This is a genomic window from Streptomyces sp. NBC_00271 (assembly GCF_036178845.1).
Taxonomy (GTDB): domain Bacteria; phylum Actinomycetota; class Actinomycetes; order Streptomycetales; family Streptomycetaceae; genus Streptomyces.
Map to the genome: position 1 here is coordinate 4,743,406 of NZ_CP108070.1, position 22,301 is coordinate 4,765,706.

At 70.1% G+C, this 22,301-nt stretch carries 20 protein-coding genes; 11 read left to right on the forward strand and 9 right to left on the reverse strand.

Annotated features, from left to right (window positions below; genetic code table 11):
• Window positions 1–4: 4 nt before the first annotated feature.
• From OG798_RS21915 to OG798_RS21940, 6 genes are all read right to left on the reverse strand, one after another.
• Entirely contained in the window at window positions 5–994 is a 990-nt protein-coding gene (locus OG798_RS21915) for a cation diffusion facilitator family transporter (RefSeq protein WP_257039438.1), read from the reverse strand.
• A 53-nt stretch (window positions 995–1,047) separates the two neighbouring features.
• Window positions 1,048–1,920 (reverse strand): acyl-CoA thioesterase II, encoded by an 873-nt coding sequence (gene tesB, locus OG798_RS21920; RefSeq protein WP_095854511.1) that lies wholly within the window; start codon window positions 1,918–1,920, stop codon window positions 1,048–1,050.
• A gap of 45 nt (window positions 1,921–1,965) precedes the next feature.
• Window positions 1,966–3,123, reverse strand: coding sequence for an acyl-CoA dehydrogenase family protein (locus tag OG798_RS21925; RefSeq protein ID WP_054232884.1), 1,158 nt, complete (start codon window positions 3,121–3,123; stop codon window positions 1,966–1,968).
• Between the two features lie 177 nt (window positions 3,124–3,300).
• Window positions 3,301–3,819, reverse strand: a complete 519-nt coding sequence (locus tag OG798_RS21930; RefSeq protein ID WP_121416058.1) for a hypothetical protein — start codon at window positions 3,817–3,819, stop codon at window positions 3,301–3,303.
• A 6-nt stretch (window positions 3,820–3,825) separates the two neighbouring features.
• Window positions 3,826–3,981: a hypothetical protein gene (locus tag OG798_RS21935; protein WP_179857129.1), complete on the reverse strand. Its 156-nt coding sequence runs from the start codon at window positions 3,979–3,981 to the stop codon at window positions 3,826–3,828.
• Between the two features lie 236 nt (window positions 3,982–4,217).
• Complete coding sequence (locus tag OG798_RS21940) at window positions 4,218–4,823, reverse strand: SACE_7040 family transcriptional regulator (RefSeq protein WP_267061881.1); 606 nt, start codon at window positions 4,821–4,823, stop codon at window positions 4,218–4,220.
• A gap of 98 nt (window positions 4,824–4,921) precedes the next feature.
• Between OG798_RS21940 and OG798_RS21945 the strand changes: the two genes are divergently transcribed.
• From OG798_RS21945 to OG798_RS21960, 4 genes are read left to right on the forward strand one after another with little or no spacing between them, the layout of a single operon-like run.
• On the forward strand, window positions 4,922–6,538 hold the full coding sequence (locus OG798_RS21945; protein ID WP_095854508.1) for a carboxyl transferase domain-containing protein: 1,617 nt from the start codon (window positions 4,922–4,924) through the stop codon (window positions 6,536–6,538).
• A gap of 14 nt (window positions 6,539–6,552) precedes the next feature.
• Window positions 6,553–8,619: an acetyl-CoA carboxylase biotin carboxylase subunit gene (locus OG798_RS21950; RefSeq protein ID WP_267061882.1), complete on the forward strand. Its 2,067-nt coding sequence runs from the start codon at window positions 6,553–6,555 to the stop codon at window positions 8,617–8,619.
• Window positions 8,616–9,572, forward strand: coding sequence for a hydroxymethylglutaryl-CoA lyase (locus OG798_RS21955; RefSeq protein WP_267061883.1), 957 nt, complete (start codon window positions 8,616–8,618; stop codon window positions 9,570–9,572). The genes OG798_RS21950 and OG798_RS21955 overlap by 4 nt, the downstream gene beginning before the upstream one ends.
• A gap of 11 nt (window positions 9,573–9,583) precedes the next feature.
• Window positions 9,584–10,744, forward strand: a complete 1,161-nt coding sequence (locus OG798_RS21960) for an acyl-CoA dehydrogenase family protein (protein WP_067381127.1) — start codon at window positions 9,584–9,586, stop codon at window positions 10,742–10,744.
• 69 nt (window positions 10,745–10,813) lie between these two features.
• Here OG798_RS21960 and OG798_RS21965 read toward each other — a convergent pair whose 3' ends face one another.
• Both OG798_RS21965 and OG798_RS21970 read right to left on the reverse strand, forming a co-directional pair.
• Entirely contained in the window at window positions 10,814–11,794 is a 981-nt protein-coding gene (locus tag OG798_RS21965; RefSeq protein WP_267061884.1) for a DUF1648 domain-containing protein, read from the reverse strand.
• On the reverse strand, window positions 11,791–12,138 hold the full coding sequence (locus tag OG798_RS21970; RefSeq protein ID WP_267061885.1) for a GntR family transcriptional regulator: 348 nt from the start codon (window positions 12,136–12,138) through the stop codon (window positions 11,791–11,793). The genes OG798_RS21965 and OG798_RS21970 overlap by 4 nt, the downstream gene beginning before the upstream one ends.
• Before the next feature lie 321 nt (window positions 12,139–12,459).
• Here OG798_RS21970 and OG798_RS21975 point away from each other — a divergent pair, with 321 nt between their 5' ends.
• The 6 genes from OG798_RS21975 to OG798_RS22000 all read left to right on the forward strand — a co-directional run bounded on the left by OG798_RS21975 (window position 12,460) and on the right by OG798_RS22000 (window position 19,615).
• Entirely contained in the window at window positions 12,460–13,506 is a 1,047-nt protein-coding gene (locus OG798_RS21975) for an ABC transporter substrate-binding protein (RefSeq protein WP_328757568.1), read from the forward strand.
• Between the two features lie 42 nt (window positions 13,507–13,548).
• Window positions 13,549–14,403, forward strand: coding sequence for a siderophore-interacting protein (locus OG798_RS21980; RefSeq protein ID WP_328757569.1), 855 nt, complete (start codon window positions 13,549–13,551; stop codon window positions 14,401–14,403).
• A gap of 149 nt (window positions 14,404–14,552) precedes the next feature.
• The gene (desA, locus tag OG798_RS21985; RefSeq protein WP_328757570.1) at window positions 14,553–16,010 is read left to right on the forward strand and encodes a lysine decarboxylase DesA; all 1,458 of its coding nucleotides are present in this window, start codon (window positions 14,553–14,555) and stop codon (window positions 16,008–16,010) included.
• The gene (locus OG798_RS21990; protein ID WP_328757571.1) at window positions 15,994–17,280 is read left to right on the forward strand and encodes a lysine N(6)-hydroxylase/L-ornithine N(5)-oxygenase family protein; all 1,287 of its coding nucleotides are present in this window, start codon (window positions 15,994–15,996) and stop codon (window positions 17,278–17,280) included. Before desA ends, OG798_RS21990 begins: the two co-directional genes overlap by 17 nt.
• Entirely contained in the window at window positions 17,277–17,846 is a 570-nt protein-coding gene (locus OG798_RS21995) for a GNAT family N-acetyltransferase (RefSeq protein ID WP_121416050.1), read from the forward strand. The genes OG798_RS21990 and OG798_RS21995 overlap by 4 nt, the downstream gene beginning before the upstream one ends.
• Window positions 17,843–19,615 carry an IucA/IucC family protein gene (locus OG798_RS22000; RefSeq protein WP_328757572.1) on the forward strand — a complete coding sequence of 591 codons (1,773 nt, stop codon included), beginning with the start codon at window positions 17,843–17,845 and terminating at the stop codon, window positions 19,613–19,615. Before OG798_RS21995 ends, OG798_RS22000 begins: the two co-directional genes overlap by 4 nt.
• 58 nt (window positions 19,616–19,673) lie before the next feature.
• Here the strand turns inward: OG798_RS22000 and OG798_RS22005 are convergent, their stop codons facing one another.
• Window positions 19,674–21,260 (reverse strand): beta-N-acetylhexosaminidase, encoded by a 1,587-nt coding sequence (locus OG798_RS22005; RefSeq protein WP_257016789.1) that lies wholly within the window; start codon window positions 21,258–21,260, stop codon window positions 19,674–19,676.
• Window positions 21,261–21,345: 85 nt separating this feature from the next.
• Here OG798_RS22005 and OG798_RS22010 point away from each other — a divergent pair, with 85 nt between their 5' ends.
• Window positions 21,346–22,215 (forward strand): DUF4429 domain-containing protein, encoded by an 870-nt coding sequence (locus tag OG798_RS22010; RefSeq protein ID WP_328757573.1) that lies wholly within the window; start codon window positions 21,346–21,348, stop codon window positions 22,213–22,215.
• Window positions 22,216–22,301 lie beyond the last annotated feature (86 nt).

Sequence of the window (22,301 nt, forward strand, 5' to 3'; positions counted from 1 at the left end):
ACCGTCACGGCCAAGGGTTCAGGCCCTCGTGGCGGCGTTGGGCGTAGCCCGGTGTCGGGTCGAGGTACACCCGGCTCACCACGGGGAACGCCTCTCGCAGTCGGGCCTCCGCCTGTTCGCAGGCCCATTCGATCTGGGCGGCGGTCGAGACGTCCCTGAAGTCGACCTTGGCCGCGACCAGCGCCTCGCGCGGCCCCTGTACGAGGGTCGTGAGCTCCAGTACGGCCTCGACGTGCTCCACGGCGAGCAGTTCGGCCCGGATCCGCTCCCGCATCGGCTTGGGGAGGGGGCGGCCGATCAGCAGCTCGGCGTTGGAGCGGCCGAGGACCCAGGCGACGTACAGCAGGAGGAGACCGATGCAGACGGACGCGATGCCGTCCCAGACGCCGGAGCCGGTGAGCTGTCCGCCGAGCAGGCCGCCCGCCGCGAGGACGAGGCCGATCAGGGCAGCCGAGTCCTCCAGGACCACGGCCTTCACGGCGGTGTCCGGGGTGTGCCGGAGGTAGCGCTTGAAGGGCGCCCCCACACGCTCCGCCTCCCCGCGCGCCTGGCGTACGCCGGTGCGCAAGGAGTAGCTCTCCAGCAGGAAGGCGACCGCGAGCACGATGTACGAGACGAGGGGGTCGCCCAGCTCCTCGCCCGCGACGAGGGTGTGGATGCCGTCGTAGAGGGAGAACACCGCGCCGCCGACGAAGGTGGCGACGGCGGCGAGCATCGCCCAGATGTAGCGCTCGGGTCCGTAGCCGAGCGGGTGGTCCTCGTCGGCCGGTTTCTCGCTGCGCTTCAGCGCGGTGAGCAGCAGCAGCTCGGTGACCGTGTCGGCCACCGAGTGCGCGGCCTCGGACAGCATCGCGCTCGATCCGCTGATGACGCCCGCGACCGCCTTGGCCACCGCGATCCCGAGATTGGCGAGGGCGGCGACGATCACCGTGAAGGTGCTCTCGCCGCCGCCGTCGTCGTCCTGCTGTCCGGCTCCCGCTCCAGTCATGGCCATGCCCCAGTCTTACCGGGTCGGCCCGCCGTCAGTCTCACCGGGCAGGCCCGGTCCTACCGGGGGATGCGGACCACGCCCTCCTGGATCACCGAGATGGCGAGCCGTCCGTCCTGGGTGTAGATGCGGGCCTGGCCGAGGCCGCGCCCTCCGGAGGCGGACGGCGACTCCTGGTCGTACAGCAGCCATTCGTCGGCACGGAAGGGGCGGTGGAACCACATCGCGTGGTCCAGCGAGGCCCCGACGACGTCCCCGGTCACCCAGCCGCCGCGCCCGTGCGCGAGCAGGATCGAGTCGAGGAGCGTCATGTCGGAGACGTAGGTGGCGAGGACGACATGGAGGAGGGGATCGTCGGCCAGTTTGCCGTTGGTGCGGAACCACACCTGGGAGTGCGGTTCGCGTATCTCGCCGACCGTGCCGTACGGAGGCGCGTCGACATAGCGCAGGTCGACGGACTCGCGCGCTTCGAGGAGCCGTTCGACGACGAACGGGTCCTTGATGACATCGGCGTACAGCGGCAGCAGTTCGGCGGCCGTGGGCAGCGTCTCCGGGTCGGGCGCGGGCGGCATCGCGGCCTGGTGCTCCATGCCCTCCTCGTACGTCTGGAAGGACGCGGAGAGGTGGAAGATCGGCTGCCCGTGCTGGATGGCGACGACGCGGCGGGTGGTGAAGGAGCGCCCGTCGCGGATGCGGTCCACCGTGTACACGATGGGCGCGCCGGGGTCCCCCGGACGCAGGAAGTACGCGTGCAGGGAGTGCGCGTGCCGGTCCTCGGGGACCGTGCGCCCGGCGGCCACCAGTGCCTGCGCCGCCACCTGCCCGCCGAAGACGCGCGGGACGACGGCGGAGCGGGACTGGCCGCGGAAGATGTCCTGCTCGATCCGCTCCAGGTCGAGCAGATCGAGCAGGGACTCAAGTGCCTGACTCATGCGTCAGTTGTATCGTGCGCTTGTTTCCGGTGATCTTCGCGGGCCCTAAAGGCCCATGTCCTTCGCGATGATCGACTTCATGATCTCGCTGGTGCCGCCGTAGATACGGTTGACGCGGTTGTCCGCGTACAGGCGGGCGATCGGGTACTCGTTCATGAAGCCGTAGCCGCCGTGCAGCTGGAGGCAGCGGTCGATGACGCGGTGCGCGACCTCGGTGGCGAACAGCTTGGCGCTGGCCGCCTCGGCGGGGGTCAGCTCACCGGCGTCCAGGGCCTCGGTGGCCCGGTCGACGACGGCCTCGGCCGCGTCCACCTCGGCCTGGCAGGCGGCCAGTTCGAACTTGGTGTTCTGGAAGGCGGCGACGGGCTGGCCGAAGACGACCCGCTCCTGCACGTACTGCTTGGCGAACCGGACGGCGGCCTTGGCCTGCGCGTACGCGCCGAAGGCGATGCCCCAACGCTCGGAGGCGAGGTTGTGGCCGAGGTAGTAGAAGCCCTTGTTCTCTTCGCCGAGGAGGTCCTCGACCGGGACCTTCACGTCGACGAACGCCAGCTCGGCGGTGTCCGAGGTCTTCAGGCCGAGCTTGTCGAGCTTGCGGCCCACCGAGTAGCCCTCGGCCTTGGTGTCCACCACGAAGAGGGAGATGCCGTGACGGCGGTCCTCCTTGGTGGGCGCGGAGGTGCGAGCGCAGACGATCATGCGGTCGGCGTGCACGCCACCCGTGATGAAGGTCTTGGCGCCGTTGAGGACGTAGTGCGTACCGTCCTCGGAGAGCTTGGCGGTGGTCTTCATGCCCGCGAGGTCGGAGCCGGTGCCCGGCTCGGTCATCGCGATGGCCCACATCTCCTCGCCGGAGACGAACTTCGGCAGGAAGCGCTTCTTCTGCTCGTCGGTGGCGAGCAGCTTGATGTAGGGCAGGCCGAGCAGCACGTGCACACCGGAGCCGCCGAAGGAGACACCCGCGCGGGCGGTCTCCTCGTACAGGACGGCCTCGAACTTGTACGAGTCGATGCCCGCGCCGCCGTGCTCCTCGTCCACGCGGATGCCGAAGACGCCGAGCTCGGCGAGCTTGTAGTAGAAGTCGCGCGGCGCCTGGCCCGCGGCGAACCACTCGTCGTAGACGGGAACGACCTCGGCCTCTATGAAGGCCCGCAGGGTCTCCCGGAACGCCTCGTGGTCCTCGTTGAACACCGTACGGCGCACCGCCGCCACCTTCCTTGCGCCTAAGCCGGCGCCGCTCTCGCGTACCTGGTTGCGCGCCGTCTGGGTTCCTCAATTGATGGTTGCGGTCCCAAATCTAAGCGCTTGCTCAGATGTCAGGTTACCCGTCGGTCACGACGACCGTCCAGAGTCATCGGCCGCCCGCCCCCATGACGCTCGTCACGCCCGCTCCAGCTCCGCCAGCCGGGCGAGAACGCGCTGCGGGAGTTCCGCGGCGGTCAGCCGGAACGGAGTCCAGCGGTCGTTGGAGTCCGGCTTCATCGACGCCGAGAACCGGAAGCGCCCCCTGCTGTTGGGCTCGGCGACCATCTCGCCGAACGTGCCGCTCGGTATCAGCCAGGCGGTCATGATCGTGCCCCGCTCGACATCCACGGCGACGAACAGCATGTCCAGGTCGGCCCGCGGCTGGAAGGTCTGAGCACGCACGAAGACCATCAGCTTGCCCTGGCGAACCTGCGACCCGGTGGACATCCTGGCCTTCACCTGCACCGCCAGGGTCGCCGAGCTCCCGCGCCGGTGGAAGACGAGGTCCACCCCCTCGTCGTCCACCAGCGAGGTGGAGACGTTCAGCTCACCGCCCGTGGCGAGGATCGCCGAGGCCGCGACCAGGTACTCGGCGGCCTTGCCCATCCGCGCGGCTGCCGGACTCTTCTCCAGGTAGTCCTCGTCGTCACTCATGAGGGATCAACGTACCCATGGACCCCACCACTTGGGCGGCATCGGGTCGGCCGGTGCCGAGGTCGGCTGATCGGGATGGAGGCCCAGTCGGCGCAGGGTGTCGGCGCGCACGCGGACGACGACCGTGCCGTGCCAGTGACCGTCCGACCGGACCCCGCACATGAGGTCGATCCCTACGTCCCGCCCGGTGAAGGGGTCCCAGTCGATGCCCCGGTCACGCAGTCAAACCGCCATCAGCCGCCCCGGCCGCGGGCAGCCGGGGACGTTCTCGAAGCGGAAGAGGGTCACCCAGTCGGAAGCCTGTTCGCTCATGGCCATGTGTCCGTTCATGGCCGCCATCATGGCGCAGGGGACAGAGCCGCCGCTCGCACAAAAGCCCGTAGGCACAAAAGCCCGTATCAAAGAACGGTGTCTCCGGCCGCCGCCGCCGCGAAGGCGCCCCGCGCCATCCGGTGCAGCAGGGCCGCCGTCACGCCGCGCCCCGGCAGCGCCCCCGGCCGGCCGAGGTGGGGTGTCGAGTTCAGGAGGCCGAAGACCGAGTGCACCGCCGAGCGGGCGGTGGGTTCGGTGAGGGCCGGATACACCTCGCGCACGACCTCCACCCACAGCTCGACGTACTGCCGCTGCAACTGTCGTACGAGCTTGCGGTCGCTGTCCCGCAGGCGGTCCAGCTCGCGGTCGTGCAGGGTGATCAGGGGACGGTCGTCGAGCGCGAAGTCGATGTGACCCTCGACGAGCGAGTCGAGGACCGCCTCCGCACCCCCGTCGGCCTCCGCCACCCGACGCTTGCCGCCGGTGAGCAGCTGCCCGCTGATCCCCACCAGCAGCTCGGCGAGCATCGCGTCCTTGCCCGCGAAGTGCCGGTACAGACCGGGGCCGCTGATGCCGACCGCCGCTCCTATCTCGTCCACCCCGACGCCGTGGAAGCCGCGCTCGGCGAAGAGCCGGGCAGCCTCCCGGAGGATCTGCTCGCGTCGGGTGGGGGCGTCGGTTCTCGTGGCCATGGAAGCAATTCTAGACAGGGCGGTTAGCGGTCGTTAACCTGGACGACATGCGTTAACGCTCATTAACTGGTGGACCACTGGTGAGGGGACCGCGGGACATGCACGAAGCACCGGAGCTGACGAGCGCGGCAGATCCCGCGTCGGAGGCCTGGCGGGCCAACGAGGCGGCCCATCGCGCCCTCGGCGAGGAGCTGCGCGCCAAGCTCGCCGAGGCACGCCTCGGGGGCGGTGAGCGGGCCCGGGAGCGCCACACCGCGCGCGGGAAGCTGCTCCCGCGCGAGCGCGTGGACACGCTCCTCGACCCGGGCTCGCCCTTCCTGGAGCTGGCCCCGCTGGCCGCCCACGGGATGTACGACGGGCAGGCCCCGGCCGCCGGGGTGATCGCCGGGATCGGCAGGGTCAGCGGCCGCGAGTGCGTGATCGTCGCCAATGACGCCACCGTCAAGGGCGGCACGTACTACCCGATGACCGTGAAGAAGCACCTGCGGGCACAGGAGGTGGCGCTCGAGAACCGCCTCCCCTGTGTCTATCTCGTCGACTCCGGAGGCGCCTTCCTGCCCATGCAGGACGAGGTCTTCCCGGACCGCGAGCACTTCGGGCGGATCTTCTACAACCAGGCGCGGATGTCGGGGGCGGGGATCCCGCAGATCGCCGCCGTCCTCGGGTCGTGCACGGCCGGCGGCGCGTATGTGCCGGCGATGAGCGACGAGGCCGTGATCGTGCGCAATCAGGGCACGATCTTCCTCGGCGGGCCCCCACTGGTGAAGGCCGCCACCGGTGAGGTCGTCACCGCCGAGGAGCTGGGCGGCGGCGAGGTCCACGCGCGTGTGTCGGGCGTCACCGACCACCTCGCGGAGGACGACGCGCACGCGCTGCGGATCGTACGGAACATCGCGGCCACGCTCCCCGCGCGCGGGCCCCTCCCCTGGGCGGTCGAGCAGTCCGTCGAGCCCAAGGTGGATCCGTACGGGCTCTACGGCGCGGTGCCCGTCGACTCCCGCACCCCCTACGACGTACGCGAGGTCATCGCGCGCGTGGTGGACGGTTCGCGCTTCGCCGAGTTCAAGGCGGAGTTCGGGCAGACCCTGGTCACGGGCTTCGCGCGCATCCACGGACACCCGGTCGGGATCGTCGCCAACAACGGCATCCTGTTCTCCGAGTCCGCCCAGAAGGGCGCCCACTTCATCGAGCTGTGCGACCAGCGCGGCATCCCCCTGGTGTTCCTGCAGAACATCTCGGGCTTCATGGTGGGGCGTCAGTACGAGGCCGGTGGCATCGCCAAGCACGGCGCCAAGATGGTCACGGCCGTCGCCTGCACCCGCGTGCCCAAGCTGACCGTGGTGATCGGCGGTTCGTACGGCGCGGGCAACTACTCGATGTGCGGCCGGGCGTACTCACCGCGCTTCCTGTGGATGTGGCCCGGCGCCAAGATCTCCGTGATGGGCGGCGAACAGGCCGCGTCCGTCCTCGCGACCGTCAAGCGCGACCAGCTGGAGGCGCGTGGGGACTCCTGGCCCGTCGAGGACGAGGACGCCTTCAAGGCCCCGATCCGCGCCCAGTACGAGCGGCAGGGCAGCGCCTACTACGCGACGGCCCGTCTCTGGGACGACGGCGTCATCGACCCGCTGGAGACCCGGCAGGTGCTGGGGCTCGCACTGACCGCCTGCGCCAACGCGCCACTGGGTGACCCCCAGTTCGGCGTCTTCCGGATGTGATGAGGGTGCCCGAGATGTTCGACACAGTCCTTGTGGCCAACCGGGGCGAGATCGCCGTACGCGTCATCCGCACCCTGCGCGCGCTCGGCGTCCGCTCGGTCGCCGTCTTCTCCGACGCGGACGCCGACGCCCGGCATGTGCGTGAGGCGGACACGGCGGTACGGATCGGTCCGGCGCCGGCCTCCGAGAGCTATCTGTCGGTGGAGCGGCTCCTCGAAGCCGCCGCTCGCACCGGGGCCCAGGCGGTGCACCCCGGGTACGGCTTCCTCGCCGAGAACGCCTCGTTCGCGCGCGCGTGCGCCGAGGCCGGACTCGTCTTCATCGGCCCGCCCGCGGACGCGATCGCGCTGATGGGCGACAAGATCCGCGCCAAGGAGACGGTGAAGGCGGCCGGGGTCCCGGTCGTTCCCGGCTCGTCCGGCAGCGGCCTCACGGACGCTCAGCTGGCCGAGGCCGCACGGGAGATCGGCATGCCCGTGCTGCTCAAGCCGTCGGCGGGCGGTGGCGGCAAGGGCATGCGGCTGGTGCGGGACGCGTCGGCGCTGGGCGAGGAGATCGCCGCCGCCCGCCGCGAGGCCCGCGCCTCCTTCGGCGACGACACCCTCCTCGTCGAGCGCTGGGTCGACCGCCCCCGGCACATCGAGATCCAGGTCCTGGCGGACGGCCACGGGAACGTGGTCCACCTGGGCGAGCGCGAGTGCTCCCTCCAGCGCCGCCACCAGAAGATCATCGAAGAGGCGCCGAGCGTGCTCCTCGACGACGGCACCCGCGCCGCGATGGGCGAGGCGGCCGTCCAGGCGGCCCGCTCCTGCGGGTACGAGGGCGCGGGCACAGTCGAGTTCATCGTTCCCGGCTCCGACCCGTCGTCGTACTACTTCATGGAGATGAACACCCGCCTCCAGGTGGAGCACCCGGTCACCGAGCTGGTCACGGGGCTCGACCTGGTGGAGTGGCAGCTGCGGGTCGCCGCCGGCGAGCGACTGCCGTACGGGCAGCAGGACATCACCCTCACCGGGCACGCGGTGGAGGCACGCATCTGCGCCGAGGACCCCGCGCGCGGCTTCCTGCCGTCCGGCGGCACGGTGCTCGCCCTGCACGAGCCGCAGGGCGACGGAGTGCGCACCGACTCGGGGCTGAGCGAGGGCACGGAGATCGGTTCGCTCTACGACCCGATGCTGTCCAAGGTCATCGCGTACGGGCCCGACCGCGCGACCGCGCTGCGGAAGCTGCGCGCCGCCCTCGCGGAGACGGTCACGCTCGGCGTGCAGACCAACGCCGGGTTCCTGCGCCGGCTGCTGGCCCATCCGGCCGTGGTGGCGGGGGACTTGGACACGGGGCTGGTGGAGCGGGAGGCGGACGAACTCGCCGCGCGGCCGGTCCCGGCGGAGGTGTACGCGTCGGCGGCGCTGCTGCGCCAGGCGGCCCTCGGCCCCCGGGCTTCCGGGGCCCCGGTGGCCTTCGGGGCCTCCGAAGCCACCGGCTGGGTCGATCCGTTCTCCGTGCCGGACGGCTGGCGCCTGGGCGGCGAGCCTGCCTGGACGGCTCACCACCTGCGGCTGCCGGGGCACGATCCGGTGACCGTCCGCGTGCGCCGCGCGGCGGACGGCGGCGTCGAGCTGCTGCTCGACGGCGAGGAGCGGCCCCTCCGGGGAACCCTTCCCGTGCCCGTCGGCGGGCCCACCGCGTCCCGGTTCACCTTCCGGCTCGACGGCGTCACCCACACCTTCGCCGCCCTGCCGGACGGCACCTGGCTCGGCCGCGAGGGTGACGCCTGGCACGTGCGCGACCACGACCCCGTGGCCGCCTCCCTCACCGGCGCCGCGCACGCGGGGGTGGACTCGCTCACCGCGCCCATGCCCGGCACGGTGACCGTCGTGAAGGTGGCCGTGGGCGACGAAGTGACCGCGGGACAGAGCCTGTTGGTGGTCGAGGCGATGAAGATGGAGCACGTCATCTCCGCCCCGCACGCCGGGACCGTCAGCGAGCTGGACGTCACGCCGGGCACCACGGTCGCCATGGACCAGGTGCTGGCCGTGATCACGCCGTACGAGGAGACGACACCGTACGAGGAGACGACATGAGTACCCCCGAACTGGGCCTCCCCATGGCCGTGGCGGCCCCGGACCTGCCCGCCCGGGTGCGGATCTACGAGGTCGGCGCGCGCGACGGGCTGCAGAACGAGAAGGCGACCGTGCCGACGGAGGTGAAGGCCGAGTTCGTCCGGCGCCTCGCGGACTCGGGCCTGACCACCATCGAGGCCACCAGCTTCGTCCACCCCAAGTGGGTGCCCCAACTGGCGGACGCGGAGCAGCTGTTCCCGCTCGTGAGCGACCTGGGCAGGTCCTCGGGGGTGCACCTCCCGGTCCTCGTGCCCAACGAACGGGGTCTGGACCGGGCGCTGGCCCTCGGCGCCCGCCATGTCGCACTCTTCGCCAGCGCGACGGAGTCCTTCGCGAAGGCGAATCTCAACCGGACCGTCGACGAGTCCCTGGCCATGTTCGAGCCGGTGGTGTCCCGGGCCAAGGCGGACAAGGTGCACGTCCGCAGCTATATCTCGATGTGTTTCGGCGACCCCTGGGAGGGGCCCGTACCCATCCATCAGGTCGTACGCGTCTGCAAGGCCCTGATGGACATGGGCTGCGACGAACTGAGCCTCGGCGACACGATCGGCGTGGCGACACCGGGTCACGTGCAGAACCTCCTCGCCGAGCTGAACGAGGAGGGCGTGCCGACCAGCGTGCTCGGTGTGCACTTCCACGACACCTACGGCCAGGCGCTCGCCAACACCCTGGCGGCCCTCCAGCACGGCGTCACCACCGTCGACGCCTCCGCGGGCGGCCTCGGCGGCTGCCCCTACGCCAAGTCCGCCACCGGCAACCTCGCCACCGAAGACCTCGTATGGATGCTCCAGGGCCTCGGCATCGACACCGGTGTCGACCTCGCCCGCCTCACCGCCACCAGCGTGTGGATGGCCGAGCGACTGGGCCGACCCAGCCCGTCCCGCACGGTCAAAGCCCTCTCCCACAAGGAATGATCCCCATGTCCCTGGACCACCGGCTCTCCCCCGAACTCGAAGAACTCCGCCGTACGGTCGAGGAGTTCGCGCACGACGTCGTGGCACCGAAGATCGGCGACTTCTACGAGCGGCACGAGTTCCCGTACGAGATCGTGCGGGAGATGGGCCGCATGGGCCTGTTCGGACTGCCCTTCCCCGAGGAGTACGGCGGCATGGGCGGCGACTATCTCGCCCTCGGGATCGCCCTGGAGGAGCTCGCCCGGGTGGACTCCTCCGTGGCCATCACCCTGGAGGCGGGCGTCTCGCTCGGCGCGATGCCGATCCACCTCTTCGGCACGGAGGCCCAGAAGCGGGAGTGGCTTCCCCGTCTCTGCTCCGGCGAGATCCTCGGCGCCTTCGGCCTGACGGAGCCGGACGGCGGCTCGGACGCCGGCGCGACCCGCACGACAGCCCGTCTCGACCCGGACACGAACGAATGGGTCATCAACGGCAGCAAGTGCTTCATCACCAACTCCGGCACGGACATCACGGGCCTGGTCACGGTCACCGCCGTCACCGGACGCAAGCCCGACGGCAAGCCGCTGATCTCCGCGATCATCGTCCCGTCCGGCACCCCCGGTTTCACGGTCGCCGCCCCGTACTCGAAGGTCGGCTGGAACGCCTCCGACACCCGTGAGCTGTCCTTCGCCGACGTCCGTGTCCCGGCCGCGAACCTGCTCGGCGAGGAGGGCCGCGGCTACGCCCAGTTCCTGCGCATCCTGGACGAGGGCCGTATCGCCATCGCGGCTCTGGCGACGGGCCTCGCGCAGGGCTGCGTCGACGAGTCGGTGAAGTACGCCAAGGAGCGGCACGCGTTCGGACGCCCGATCGGCGCGAACCAGGCCATCCAGTTCAAGATCGCCGACATGGAGATGAAGGCCCACATGGCCCGCGTCGGCTGGCGCGACGCCGCGTCCCGCCTCGTCGCGGGCGAGCCCTTCAAGAAGGAGGCGGCGGTCGCCAAGCTCTACTCCTCCACCATCGCCGTCGACAACGCCCGCGACGCCACCCAGGTCCACGGCGGCTACGGCTTCATGAACGAGTACCCGGTGGCCCGCATGTGGCGCGACTCCAAGATCCTGGAGATCGGCGAGGGCACGAGCGAGGTACAGCGGATGCTGATCGCGAGGGAGCTGGGGCTGACGGGCTGAGCTGGACGGGTAGTTCCTGGTGGCTGGGTCCTGGCCGATGCGGGGGAAGCGCCGGCCAGGACCTGTTCCTCACCTTGCGTGCCGGGCACTCAGGGAGTTCAGGAGGGCGGCTCCGCGTTCGGCGTCGTCCACACTCACGGCGAATTCCCTGCCCCTTGAAGGGTGGATGACCAGGCACTCGCCACCGCGCAGCATCACGGTGGTTCCCCGCCCGCTCAGCCGGTAGCCCCATCCGCCGACCTGGGCGGGCGTGCGGTTCTCGACGCGTGCCGACTCGATGTCCTCGGCGGCCCAGTGTCGTGTCGGCCAGCCGAAGGGACCGAAGGCGACGTCCAGACCTCGCTCGCTGACGCGCGCCCGCACCGAGGAGCAGCCGAGGACCAGAAGGGACGCGAAGGCGAACGGCGCGGCCGCCAGCAGGAACGGAAGGTCCGTCAGACCCGCGAGCGCCGACACGACGACGGTGATCGCGAGCAGCCCGGTCAGGGCGGCGAGCGCATGGAGCCAGGAGTTCGACGTGCGGGCGAGCCATACGACCCGCTGTCCGGCGGGAATGTCCAGGGTCGGGCCGTCCGCCGTGGGCCGGGGTTCGTCCGGCGCCCGGCGCGCGGCCAGCAGACCGGCCGCGCCCGCTGCGGCCGCCACCACGAGCGTGCCCACGATCCCGCTCGTCACCGATCCCGCGTCGTGCCAGTCCGCGCGGTCCAGATTCGCCCGTACGACCGATGCCTGCCCGCCGAGCAGTGTCACACCGCCGAAGCCGAGGCCCGCGGCCGCCCACCCTGGTACGCCGCGACCGGCCCCTGCCCGGCGCGGCGTCAGCACGACGACGAACGCCAGCACACCCCAGATCAGCGCGGGGAAGAGGGCCGCGGCCCAGAGCGGCATGGAGTCGTCGGGCCTGTCCGAGCCGGCTTCCCAGTGGGTCGCCAGTCGGTCCGGGAGCCGACCGCTCGCGGCCAACGGCAGCGCCACCAAAAGGACCAGAACGCCGACGCCCCAGCCGACGGCGCCCCACACCGCTCCGCTCTTGCGCCCCTGCTCGCTCACGAGATCCCCCTGATCATGTCGACGAGGTCGTTCTTGCTGTAGCCGAGGTGCGCCGCGTCGGCCACCAGGTCGCGTACGCGGTGCAGCAGAACGGAGCGCTGGTCCGCCCCGTCGGCCACCGTCACACCCCGACCCCGCCGGAACTCCAACACCCCTTCGTCGCGCAGCGCCCGAAGGCCCCGTAGAACCGTGTTGACGTTCACATCCAGGGCCTGGGAAAGCTCCCGTGCCGGGGGAAGGCGGTCTCCCGGCCCGCACTCGCCCTCGGCGATGGCGCGCCGGATCGCGCCGGCCACCTGCTCGTGCAGGGGGCTACTGTCCGCGGTGTTCAGCCTCAACAGCATGGTGCTAGTGAAGATAGCACCAACCGCTTGAAGTGGGAGCGTAGTTCGTGACGAACGATGCGGCGGGAGCACCACCGACACCCGCCCCGTCCACCCCTTCCCCTACGTCGCCAAGAACCCGGCTACGAGACCGTCGGCAACCGGGTGCACGGCACGTGGGTGGTGTCCAAGGGAAAGGCCTGACCGCCCGATCGACATACCGGCAGCCCACAGGTCCGGGCGGAGGGCACCCGCCCCCTGGACAAGTGATGAGGTTAGGCTAACCTACCTTCGAACTCGTCCGGCGGGCGCTACCGCCCCGTGCCGAAAGCAGCCACACACATGTCCAACGCCCGTGCCACCCACCTCACCCGACGCGGCATCCTCGCCGCCGGCGGCGCCCTCGGTCTCGGTGCCGTCCTCGCCGCCTGTGGCGACGACGACGGCAAAAGCGGTGGCTCGGAGTCGACGAAGGCCGCCGCCAAGTCCGGTCCCTGGACCTTCAAGGACGACCGCGGCACGACGGTGAAGCTGGACAAGATCCCGGGGAACATCGTCGCCTTCACCGGTGTCGCCGCCGCCCTCTACGACTACGGCATCGAGGTCAAGGGCGTCTTCGGCCCGACCACGACCAAGGACGGCAAGGCCGACGTCCAGGCCGGCGACATGGACGTCAGCAAGCTGACCGTCCTCGGCAACGAGTGGGGCCAGTTCAACATCGAGAAGTACGCGGCCCTCGCGCCCGACGTGCTGATCTCCACCATGTTCGACTCCGCGGGCACCCTCTGGTACGTCCCCGAGGAGTCCAAGGCGAAGATCCTCAAGCTCGCCCCGAGCGTCGGTGTCTCCGTCTACGACCGCCAGATGCCCGCGTCGTTGGAGCGCATGGTCGCGCTCGCCGTGTCGCTGGGCGCCGACGAGAAGTCCGCCAAGATCGCCGAGGCCAAGAAGAAGTTCGAGACGGCCGCGGAGCGGCTGCGCACCGCGGCCAAGGCCCGCCCCGAGATCAAGGTGCTCGCCGGTTCCGCGAGCCAGGACATCTTCTACGTCTCCGGCTCGAACCTCTCCATCGACCTGGAGTACTTCAAGGCGCTCGGCGTGAACATCGTCGAGCCCTCCGCCAAGGCCCTGAAGGCCAGCGGCGGCTGGTTCGAGAACCTGAGCTGGGAGAACGTCGACAAGTACCCGGCGGACATCATCGTCATGGACGACCGCAGCGCGACCATCCAGCCGGCCGACATCACCGAGGCCACCTGGAAGAAGCTGCCCGCGGTCAAGGCCGGCCAGGTCATCGCCCGCTCCCCCGAGCCGATCGTGTCGTACGACAAGTGCACCCCGCTTCTCGACAACCTCGCCGAGGCGATCGAGGAGGCCAAGAAGGTCGCCTGACACCCCCTGCCGTGATCACCTGACGATGACTCAGGAGCACCCATGACGACGGCCGTAGCCGCCCCGTTCCGTTTCTTCTCCCTCCAGGTCGTACGGACGAGGCGGCTCGGCCCGTCACTGGTCCGGATCACCTTCGCCGGGGCCGACCTGGCGGGCTTCGCCTCCCACGGCCGGGACCAGAGCCTCTCCCTCTTCCTGCCGCACCCCGGCCAGACCGAGCCGGCCGTCCCCTACGAGCTGGGCGACGGCTGGTGGCAGGGGTGGCGCGAACTCCCCGACGACGTACGGGCGGTGATGCGCTCGTACACGCTGCGGGCGCTGCGCCGGAACGCCCGGGGCCGTGCGAGCGAGATCGACATCGACTTCGTCCTGCACGGCGTGGAGCCGGACGCCGAGGTCCCCGCGGGGCCGGCGTCCCAGTGGGCCTCCCGTGCGGGGGCCGGCGACCGCGTCGTACTGCTCGGCCCGGCGGTCGAGGACAACCGGGCGATCCGCTTCCGCCCGCCCGCCGACACCGACCTGGTCGTCCTGTGGGCGGACGAGACCGCGCTGCCCGCCGCCTCCGCGATCCTCGAGTCCCTGCCCGCCGGCACCCGCGTCCGCGCCTGGCTGGAGGTCCAGCACGCCGAGGACGTCCAGGACCTGCTGGTCACCGCCGAGGCGGAGATCACCTGGCTCGTGCGCGACGACGGGGCCCCCATGGCCGTCGACGCGGTACGGGCCGCCCGGCTTCCCGCCACCGAGAGCCCGTACGCCTGGATCGCGGGCGAGTCCGGGTGCGTGAAGGAGATGCGCCGCCATCTCGTGCGCGAGCGTGGCATCGACCGCAGGCGGGTCACCTTCGTCGGCTACTGGCGGCGCGGGCTGACCGAGGAGCAACTGCGCGAGCAGGAGTGACCGTTCACGAAAAGGCACAGGTGGGGCGGGGTCGCAGATCGACTTAGGTTAGGCTAACCTAAGTCGAGCCGGCCCCGCCCCTCTTTCGTCCCGGCCCAGCCCTCGCCCCACCCGTCCCGCTCGGACTCTCCCGCACGGAGGACCCCCACATGCGCTCGCACCTGCTCAATGACACGACCGCGGAGCGGTACCGCCGCTCCGTGACCGAAGGAATCGAGCGGGTGGCGGCCAAACTCGCCACCACCGACCGACCGTTCACGGGTGTCACGGTCGACGCCCTCGCTCCCCGTATCGAGCAGATCGACCTGGACCGCCCGCTGCACGACACCAGCGCCGTCCTCGACGAGCTCGAAGAGGTCTACCTCCGGGACGCGATCTACTTCCACCACCCGCGCTACCTCGCGCACCTCAACTGCCCGGTGGTCATACCCGCCGTGCTCGGCGAGGCCGTCCTGTCCGCCGTCAACTCCTCCCTGGACACCTGGGACCAGTCGGCCGGCGGCACCCTCATCGAGCGCCGGCTCATCGACTGGACCAACGAGCGCATCGGCCTCGGCCCGGCCGCCGACGGCGTGTTCACCAGCGGCGGCAGCCAGTCCAACCTCCAGGCCCTGCTGCTGGCCCGCGAGGAGGCCAAGCCAGGGAGCGGACCGGGCGACAACGCCGCCAGACTCCGCATCTTCGCCTCCGAGGTCAGCCACTTCAGCGTCAAGAAGTCGGCCAAACTCCTCGGCCTCGGCGCGGACGCCGTCGTCACGATCCCCGTCGACCACGACAAGCGCATGCAGACGCTCGCCCTCGCCCACGAGCTGGAGCGCTGCGAGCGCGACGGCCTGATCCCGATGGCCGTCGTCGCCACCGCCGGCACCACCGACTTCGGCTCCATCGACCCGCTGCCCGAGATCGCGGAGCTGTGCTCCCGGTTCGGCGCCTGGATGCACGTGGACGCGGCCTACGGCTGCGGACTGCTCGCCTCCCTCAAGAACCGGGACCGCCTCGAGGGCATCGAGCGCGCCGACTCCGTCACCGTCGACTACCACAAGTCCTTCTTCCAGCCCGTGAGTTCGTCCGCCGTGCTGGTCCGCGACCCCGCCACCCTGCGCCACGCCACCTACCACGCGGAGTACCTGAACCCGCGCCGCATGGTCCAGGAGCGCATCCCCAACCAGGTCGACAAGTCCCTCCAGACCACCCGCCGCTTCGACGCCCTCAAGCTGTGGATGACGCTGCGCGTGATGGGCGCCGACGGCATCGGCGAACTCTTCGACGAGGTCTGCGAACTGGCCCAGGAGGGCTGGAAGCTGCTCGTGGCCGACCCCCGCTACGACGTGGTGGTCGAGCCGTCTTTGTCCACCCTCGTCTTCCGCTTCATCCCGGCCGCCGTCACCGACCCGGCCGAGATCGACCGCGCCAACCTCTACGCCCGCAAGGCCCTGTTCGCCTCCGGTGACGCCGTCGTCGCGGGCACCAAGGTCGGCGGCCGCCACTACCTGAAGTTCACCCTGCTCAACCCCGAGACCACGGTCGACGACATCGCCGCCGTGCTCGATCTGATCGCCGGCCACGCCGAGCAGTACCTGGGAGAGTCCCTTGACCGCGCTTCCTGAATCCGTCGAAGCCACTGGAAAGACTCACGACTTCGTGGGGATCGGGCTCGGGCCCTTCAACCTCGGCCTCGCCTGCCTCACCGAGCCGATCGCCGATCTGGACGGCGTCTTCCTGGAGTCCAAGCCGGACTTCGAGTGGCACTCCGGGATGTTCCTGGAGGGCGCGCACCTCCAGACCCCGTTCATGTCGGACCTGGTGACCCTCGCCGACCCGACCTCCCCGTACTCCTTCCTCAACTACCTCAAGGAGTCCGGGCGGCTGTACTCCTTCTACATCCGCGAGAACTTCTACCCGCTCCGGGTCGAGTACGACGACTACTGCCGCTGGGCCGCCTCGAAACTGAGCAGCGTCCGCTTCAGCACGACGGTCGAGGAAGTGACGTACGAGGGCGATCTGTACCACGTACGGACGACGGCCGGCGAGGTGTTCCGCGCCCGCCACCTGGTCCTGGGCACCGGAACACCCCCGTACATCCCCGAGGCCTGCGCGGACCTCGGCGGCGACCTCATCCACAACTCCCGCTATCTCCAGCACAAGCGGGAGCTCCAGGCGAAGAAGTCGATCACGCTCGTCGGCAGCGGCCAGTCCGCCGCCGAGATCTACTACGACCTGCTCAGCGAGATCGACGTCCACGGCTACCGGCTGAACTGGGTCACGCGCTCTCCGCGCTTCTTCCCGCTCGAGTACACCAAACTCACGCTGGAGATGACCTCCCCGGAGTACATCGACTACTTCCACGCGCTGCCCGAGCCGACGCGCTACCGCCTCCAGACGGAGCAGAAGGGCCTGTTCAAGGGCATCGACGGCGAGCTGATCGACGCGATCTTCGACCTGCTCTACCAGAAGAACCTCGGCGGTCCCGTCCCGACGCGGCTGCTCACCAACTCCTCCCTGAACACAGCCGCTCACGAGAACGGCACGTACACCCTGGGCCTGCGCCAGGAGGAGCAGGGCAAGGACTACGAGCTGAGCTCCGAGGGCCTGATCCTGGCCACCGGCTACAAGTACGCCGAGCCCGCGTTCCTGAAGCCGGTCCAGGGCCGGCTGCGCTACGACACCCGCGGCAACTTCGACGTGGCCCGCAACTACGCCATCGACACCACCGGCCGCGGCGTCTTCCTCCAGAACGCGGGCGTCCACACCCACAGCATCACCAGCCCCGACCTGGGCATGGGCCCGTACCGCAACGCGTCCATCATCCGTGAGCTGCTCGGCACCGAGTACTACCCGGTCGAGAAGACGATCGCGTTCCAGGAGTTCAGCGTATGAGCACCACGAGCCGTACCGGCACGACCACCGACGTGGGCACCTTCGCCATCCGCCCCCTCGACCCCATCGAGGACGCCGAGCTGCTGCACGGCTGGGTGACGCATCCCAAGGCCGCCTTCTGGATGATGCAGGAGGCGAAGCTGCACGACGTGGAGCGCGAGTACATGGCCATCGCGGCCAGCGAGTACCACGACGCGTTCCTGGGGTCGCTGGACGGCGAACCCGTGTTCCTGATGGAGCGGTACGACCCGGCGCACGTGGAGCTGGTCGGTCTGTACGAGCCCGCGCCCGGAGATGTCGGCATGCACTTCCTGGTCGCGCCGGCCGAGACGCCGGTGCACGGGTTCACCCGCGCGGTGATCACCGCGGTGATGGAGCACCTGTTCGCCGACCCGACGACCGCGCGGGTCGTCGTCGAGCCCGACGTGCGCAACACGGCCGTGCACGCGCTGAACGAAGCCGTCGGGTTCGTGCCCGAGCGCGAGATAGAGAAGCCGGAGAAAAGGGCGTTGCTGAGCTTCTGCACCCGGGAGCGGTTCGAGCGGACGGCGGGGGTGACCGTATGAGCCTCGCCGACGCCGTGGCCCACCTCTCCCCCGAGCGCTGGGAGCGCGCGAGCCGCCTTCTCGTCCGCAAGGCCCTCGCCGAGTTCGCGCACGAGCGCCTCATCACGCCGGAGCCAGACGGAGACGGCGGGTACGTCGTCCGCAGCGACGACGGTCTGACCCGCTACCGCTTCACCGCCACCCGCCGCTCCCTCGACCACTGGCAGGTCGACCCCGAGTCGATCACCCGCCACCGCGACGGGGCCGAACTGCCGCTCGCCGCACTCGACTTCTTCATCGAGCTGAAGACGTCACTGGGCCTGAGCGACGAGGTGCTGCCGGTCTACCTGGAGGAGATCTCCTCCACCCTCTCGGGCACCTGTTTCAAACTCACCAAGCCGCAGATCCCGTCCGCCGAGCTCGCGAAGGCCTCCTTCCAGGAGATCGAGACCGGCATGACCGAGGGCCACCCCTGCTTCGTCGCCAACAACGGGCGGCTCGGCTTCGGCGTGCACGAGTACCTCTCGTACGCGCCCGAGAGCGCGAGCCCGATCCGGCTGGTGTGGCTGGCCGCGCACCGCTCCCGGGCAGCCTTCACCGCGGGTGTGGGCATCGAGTACGAGTCCTTCGTGCGCGAGGAGCTGGGCGCCAGGACGGTCGAGCGGTTCGCCGCCACCCTCACCGAACAGGGTCTCGACCCCGAGGACTACCTCCTCATCCCCGTCCACCCCTGGCAGTGGTGGAACAAGCTCTCGGTGACCTTCGCGGCCGAGGTCGCCCAGCGCCACCTGGTCTGCCTCGGCGAGGGCGACGACGAGTACCTGGCCCAGCAGTCCATCCGGACCTTCTTCAACACCACCAGCCCCAAGAAGCACTACGTGAAGACGGCGCTGAGCGTCCTCAACATGGGCTTCATGCGCGGTCTGTCCGCCGCCTACATGGAGGCGACCCCGGCGATCAACGACTGGCTGGCCCAGCTCGTCGAGAACGACCCGGTGCTCAAGTCCACCGGCCTGTCGGTCATCCGCGAGCGCGCCGCCGTCGGCTACCGCCACCTGGAGTACGAGGCCGCCACCGACCGCTACTCCCCGTACCGCAAAATGCTCGCGGCCCTGTGGCGGGAGACCCCGGTCCCCTCGCTCCAGGAGGGCGAGAGCCTGGCCACCATGGCCTCCCTCGTCCATGTCGACCACACGGGCGCCTCCTTCGCGGGCGCGCTGATCGAGCGGTCCGGGCTGTCCCCCGTGGAGTGGCTGCGCCGCTATCTGCGCGCCTACTTCACGCCCCTCCTGCACAGCTTCTACGCCTACGACCTGGTCTACATGCCGCATGGCGAGAACGTCATCCTCGTCCTCAAGGACGGCGTCGTGCAGCGCGCGATCTACAAGGACATCGCCGAGGAGATCGCCGTCATGGACCCGCAGGCGGTGCTGCCGCCCGTGGTCGAGCGGATCCGCGTCGAGGTCCCCGAGGACAAAAAACTCCTGTCCATCTTCACGGACGTCTTCGACTGCTTCTTCCGCTTCCTGGCGGCCGACCTGGCCGACGAGGGCATCCTCGACGAGGACGACTTCTGGCGGACGGTCGCCGAGTCCGTACGCGAGTACCAGAAGTCGGCGCCCGAACTCGCCGACAAGTTCCGGCAGTACGACATGTTCGCGCCCGAGTTCGCGCTGTCCTGCCTGAACCGGCTCCAGCTGCGCAACAACAAGCAGATGGTGGACCTGGCCGATCCGTCCGGCGCACTCCAGCTGGTCGGCAGCCTGAAGAACCCGATCGCGGGCCTCTGAAACCGGTGGGGCTCAGGAGTACGGTCCTCCTGAGCCCCATCTTTCCCGTCAACGCCGCTTACGCCGTGGGCCAGGGCACCTGGGGCGAGCGGTAGTAGCCGATGCCCAGGGCCTCCCAGCGCGGCCCCTGCGCCGCGAGCCGCACCTTGTAGGTGTCCCAGTCGTGCGTCGACGCGGCCGACCAGCCGAGCTCGGCCGCGCCGGGCAGCCGCGGGAAGGTCATGTAGTCGATGTCGGCCCCCGTGACGATGGTCTCCGTCCACAGCGGCGCCTCGACGCCCCGGATCGCCGAAGCCGGCGCTCCCGGAAGGTAGGCGCCCGGATCCCAGTCGTAGGACCGTTTCACCTCCACCAGGCCCGCCCAGTCCTGCCCGAGCGGGGTGTCGGCGGTGTACTTCATGTCGAGGTAGACCCGGTCGGCGGGCGACAGCACGAGCCCCGTCCCGTTCCGCGCGGCCTCGGCGACCTGCGCCTTCTCCGTGGCACTGGTGTCGTCGAGCCCCCAGTACTGCGCGATCGCGCCCTTCACCGGGTGCGCCCCGGTCAGCTGGTGCCAGCCGACCACCGTCTTCCCGTACTTGGCGACGACCGGCTGCACCTTGTCCATGAAGGTGACGTAGTCGGCGTGGCTGGTGGAGTGGGCCTCGTCCCCGCCGATGTGGAGGTACTTGCCCGGCGTGAGCGCCGCCAGCTCCCGCACGACGTCGTCCACGAAGTCGTACGTCACCGGCTTCGCCACGCACAGCGAGCTGAACCCGACCTCGGTGCCGGTGTAGAGCGGGGGCGCGGTCCCGTTGCAGTTCAGCTGGGCGTACGAGGCGAGCGCGGCGTTGGTGTGACCCGGCATGTCGATCTCCGGGACGACCTCCAGATAGCGGGAGGACGCGTACCGCACGATCTCCTTGTAGTCGGCCTTGGTGTAGTAACCCCCGTGCCCGCCGCCGACCTGCGTGGACCCTCCGTACGTGGCCAGCCGCGGCCAGGAGTCGATCGCGATGCGCCAGCCCTGGTCGTCACTCAGGTGCAGATGCAGTTTGTTGACCTTGTAGAGGGCCAACTCGTCGATGTACCGCTTGACTTGCGCGACGCCGAAGAAGTGCCGGGAGACGTCGAGCATCGCGCCGCGGTAGCCGTAGCGCGGGCTGTCCTTGATGGTGCCGCCCGCGACGAGCCAGGGGCCGCGCTGCACGGAGTTCTTCTCGACGGAGGCGGGCAGCAGTTGGCGCAGCGTCTGGACGCCGTGGAAGAGCCCGGCGGGTGCGGCGGCCGTGATGGTGACGCCGCTCTGCCCGCTGTCCAGGCGATAGCCCTCGGCGCCCGTGGACCCCGCCGCGATCCGCAGCCGGATACCGCCCGTGCCCTGCGTGGTGACGGGCAGTCGGTACCCGGTGGAGGGACGCAGGACGTCGGCCAGATAAGCGCCGACCTGGCGGGCCTGAGGCGAGTCCTCGACCCGGATACGGGTGCCGTCGGTGATGCGATACGGGGATCCGCCCGCGTGGACCGAGGCGGGGGCCGGCACCACCTGCCCGAGCGGGGTCGCGGTGCGGCCCGACTCGGAGTGTGCGGCACCGGCGACTGAGATACCGGCGGCCGCCACGAGCAGCAGCGTACCGAGAAGACGGGGCGTTCTGTGCTGTCTCACATGCGCTCCCTTCGAAGGACCCTGCAAACGAATTGCGAATGGGTGTAGACCACTCTTCCGCAGACCCGGTGAAACAATCCCCCTCATGGCGGAAATCATCCAGAAGGACGGGACGTGGACCTTCGACGGCGACGCGCTGCGGCTGACTCCGGGGCGCGACAAGAACGTGAGCCTGCTCCGCAGAACCTTGGGTGAACTGACTGTCCCGCTGGGAGCGTTGGCGGGGATTTCCTTCGAACAGGGCAAGAAGAGCGGCCGGTTGCGGCTCCGGCTGCGCGACGGCGCCGACCCGCTGCTCCAGGCGACCGGCGGCAGGCTCGCCGAGCCGAACGACCCCTACCAGCTCACCGTGGAGTCCGACCGCTACGGCGTCGCCGAGTACGTCGTGGACGAGGTCCGGGACGCGCTGCTCCTGGACCAGGTGCCGGCCGACCCGGTCGACAGCTATCTGCTCCCGGGCCCCTCCGTGCCGCTGTCCGTCTCCGCCGGCGACGGCACCGCGAGCTTCGACGGCGAGCGCGTGCGCCTGGAGTGGAACTGGAAGACCGAGGACTCCAAGTCCGCCGCCGGAGCCCGCTCGCTCGCCCTCACCGACCTCACCACCGTCGAGTGGCACCCCGCGGTCGGCCTGGAGAACGGCTACCTGCGCTTCACCGTCCGCGGCGCGGAGACCAAGGCCCCACCGAAGTACGACCCCAACTCCGTCGAACTGTGGGGCTTCAAGAAGGACCCGCTGATGGCCCTGGTCGCGGCGGCGGTACAGGCCCGGCTCCCGCATCCCACGGCCTCCCCGGAAGCCGCGCAGGCGACGGAGCAGCCGACCGCGATCGCCCCGGAGGACGACCACGACGCCCTGCTCCGCCGCCTGCGCGAACTGGGCGACCTCCACAAGTCCGGCGTCCTGACGGACGAGGAGTTCGCCCTGGCCAAGCAAGCGGTCCTCAAGCGCATGTAGAAACGCTGCTTGAGGACCGCCCAGGTCGTCACACCTCGCCTTCCAGGCGTACGACCACGTGCCTTTAGGGGCGCGGGGCTGTGACA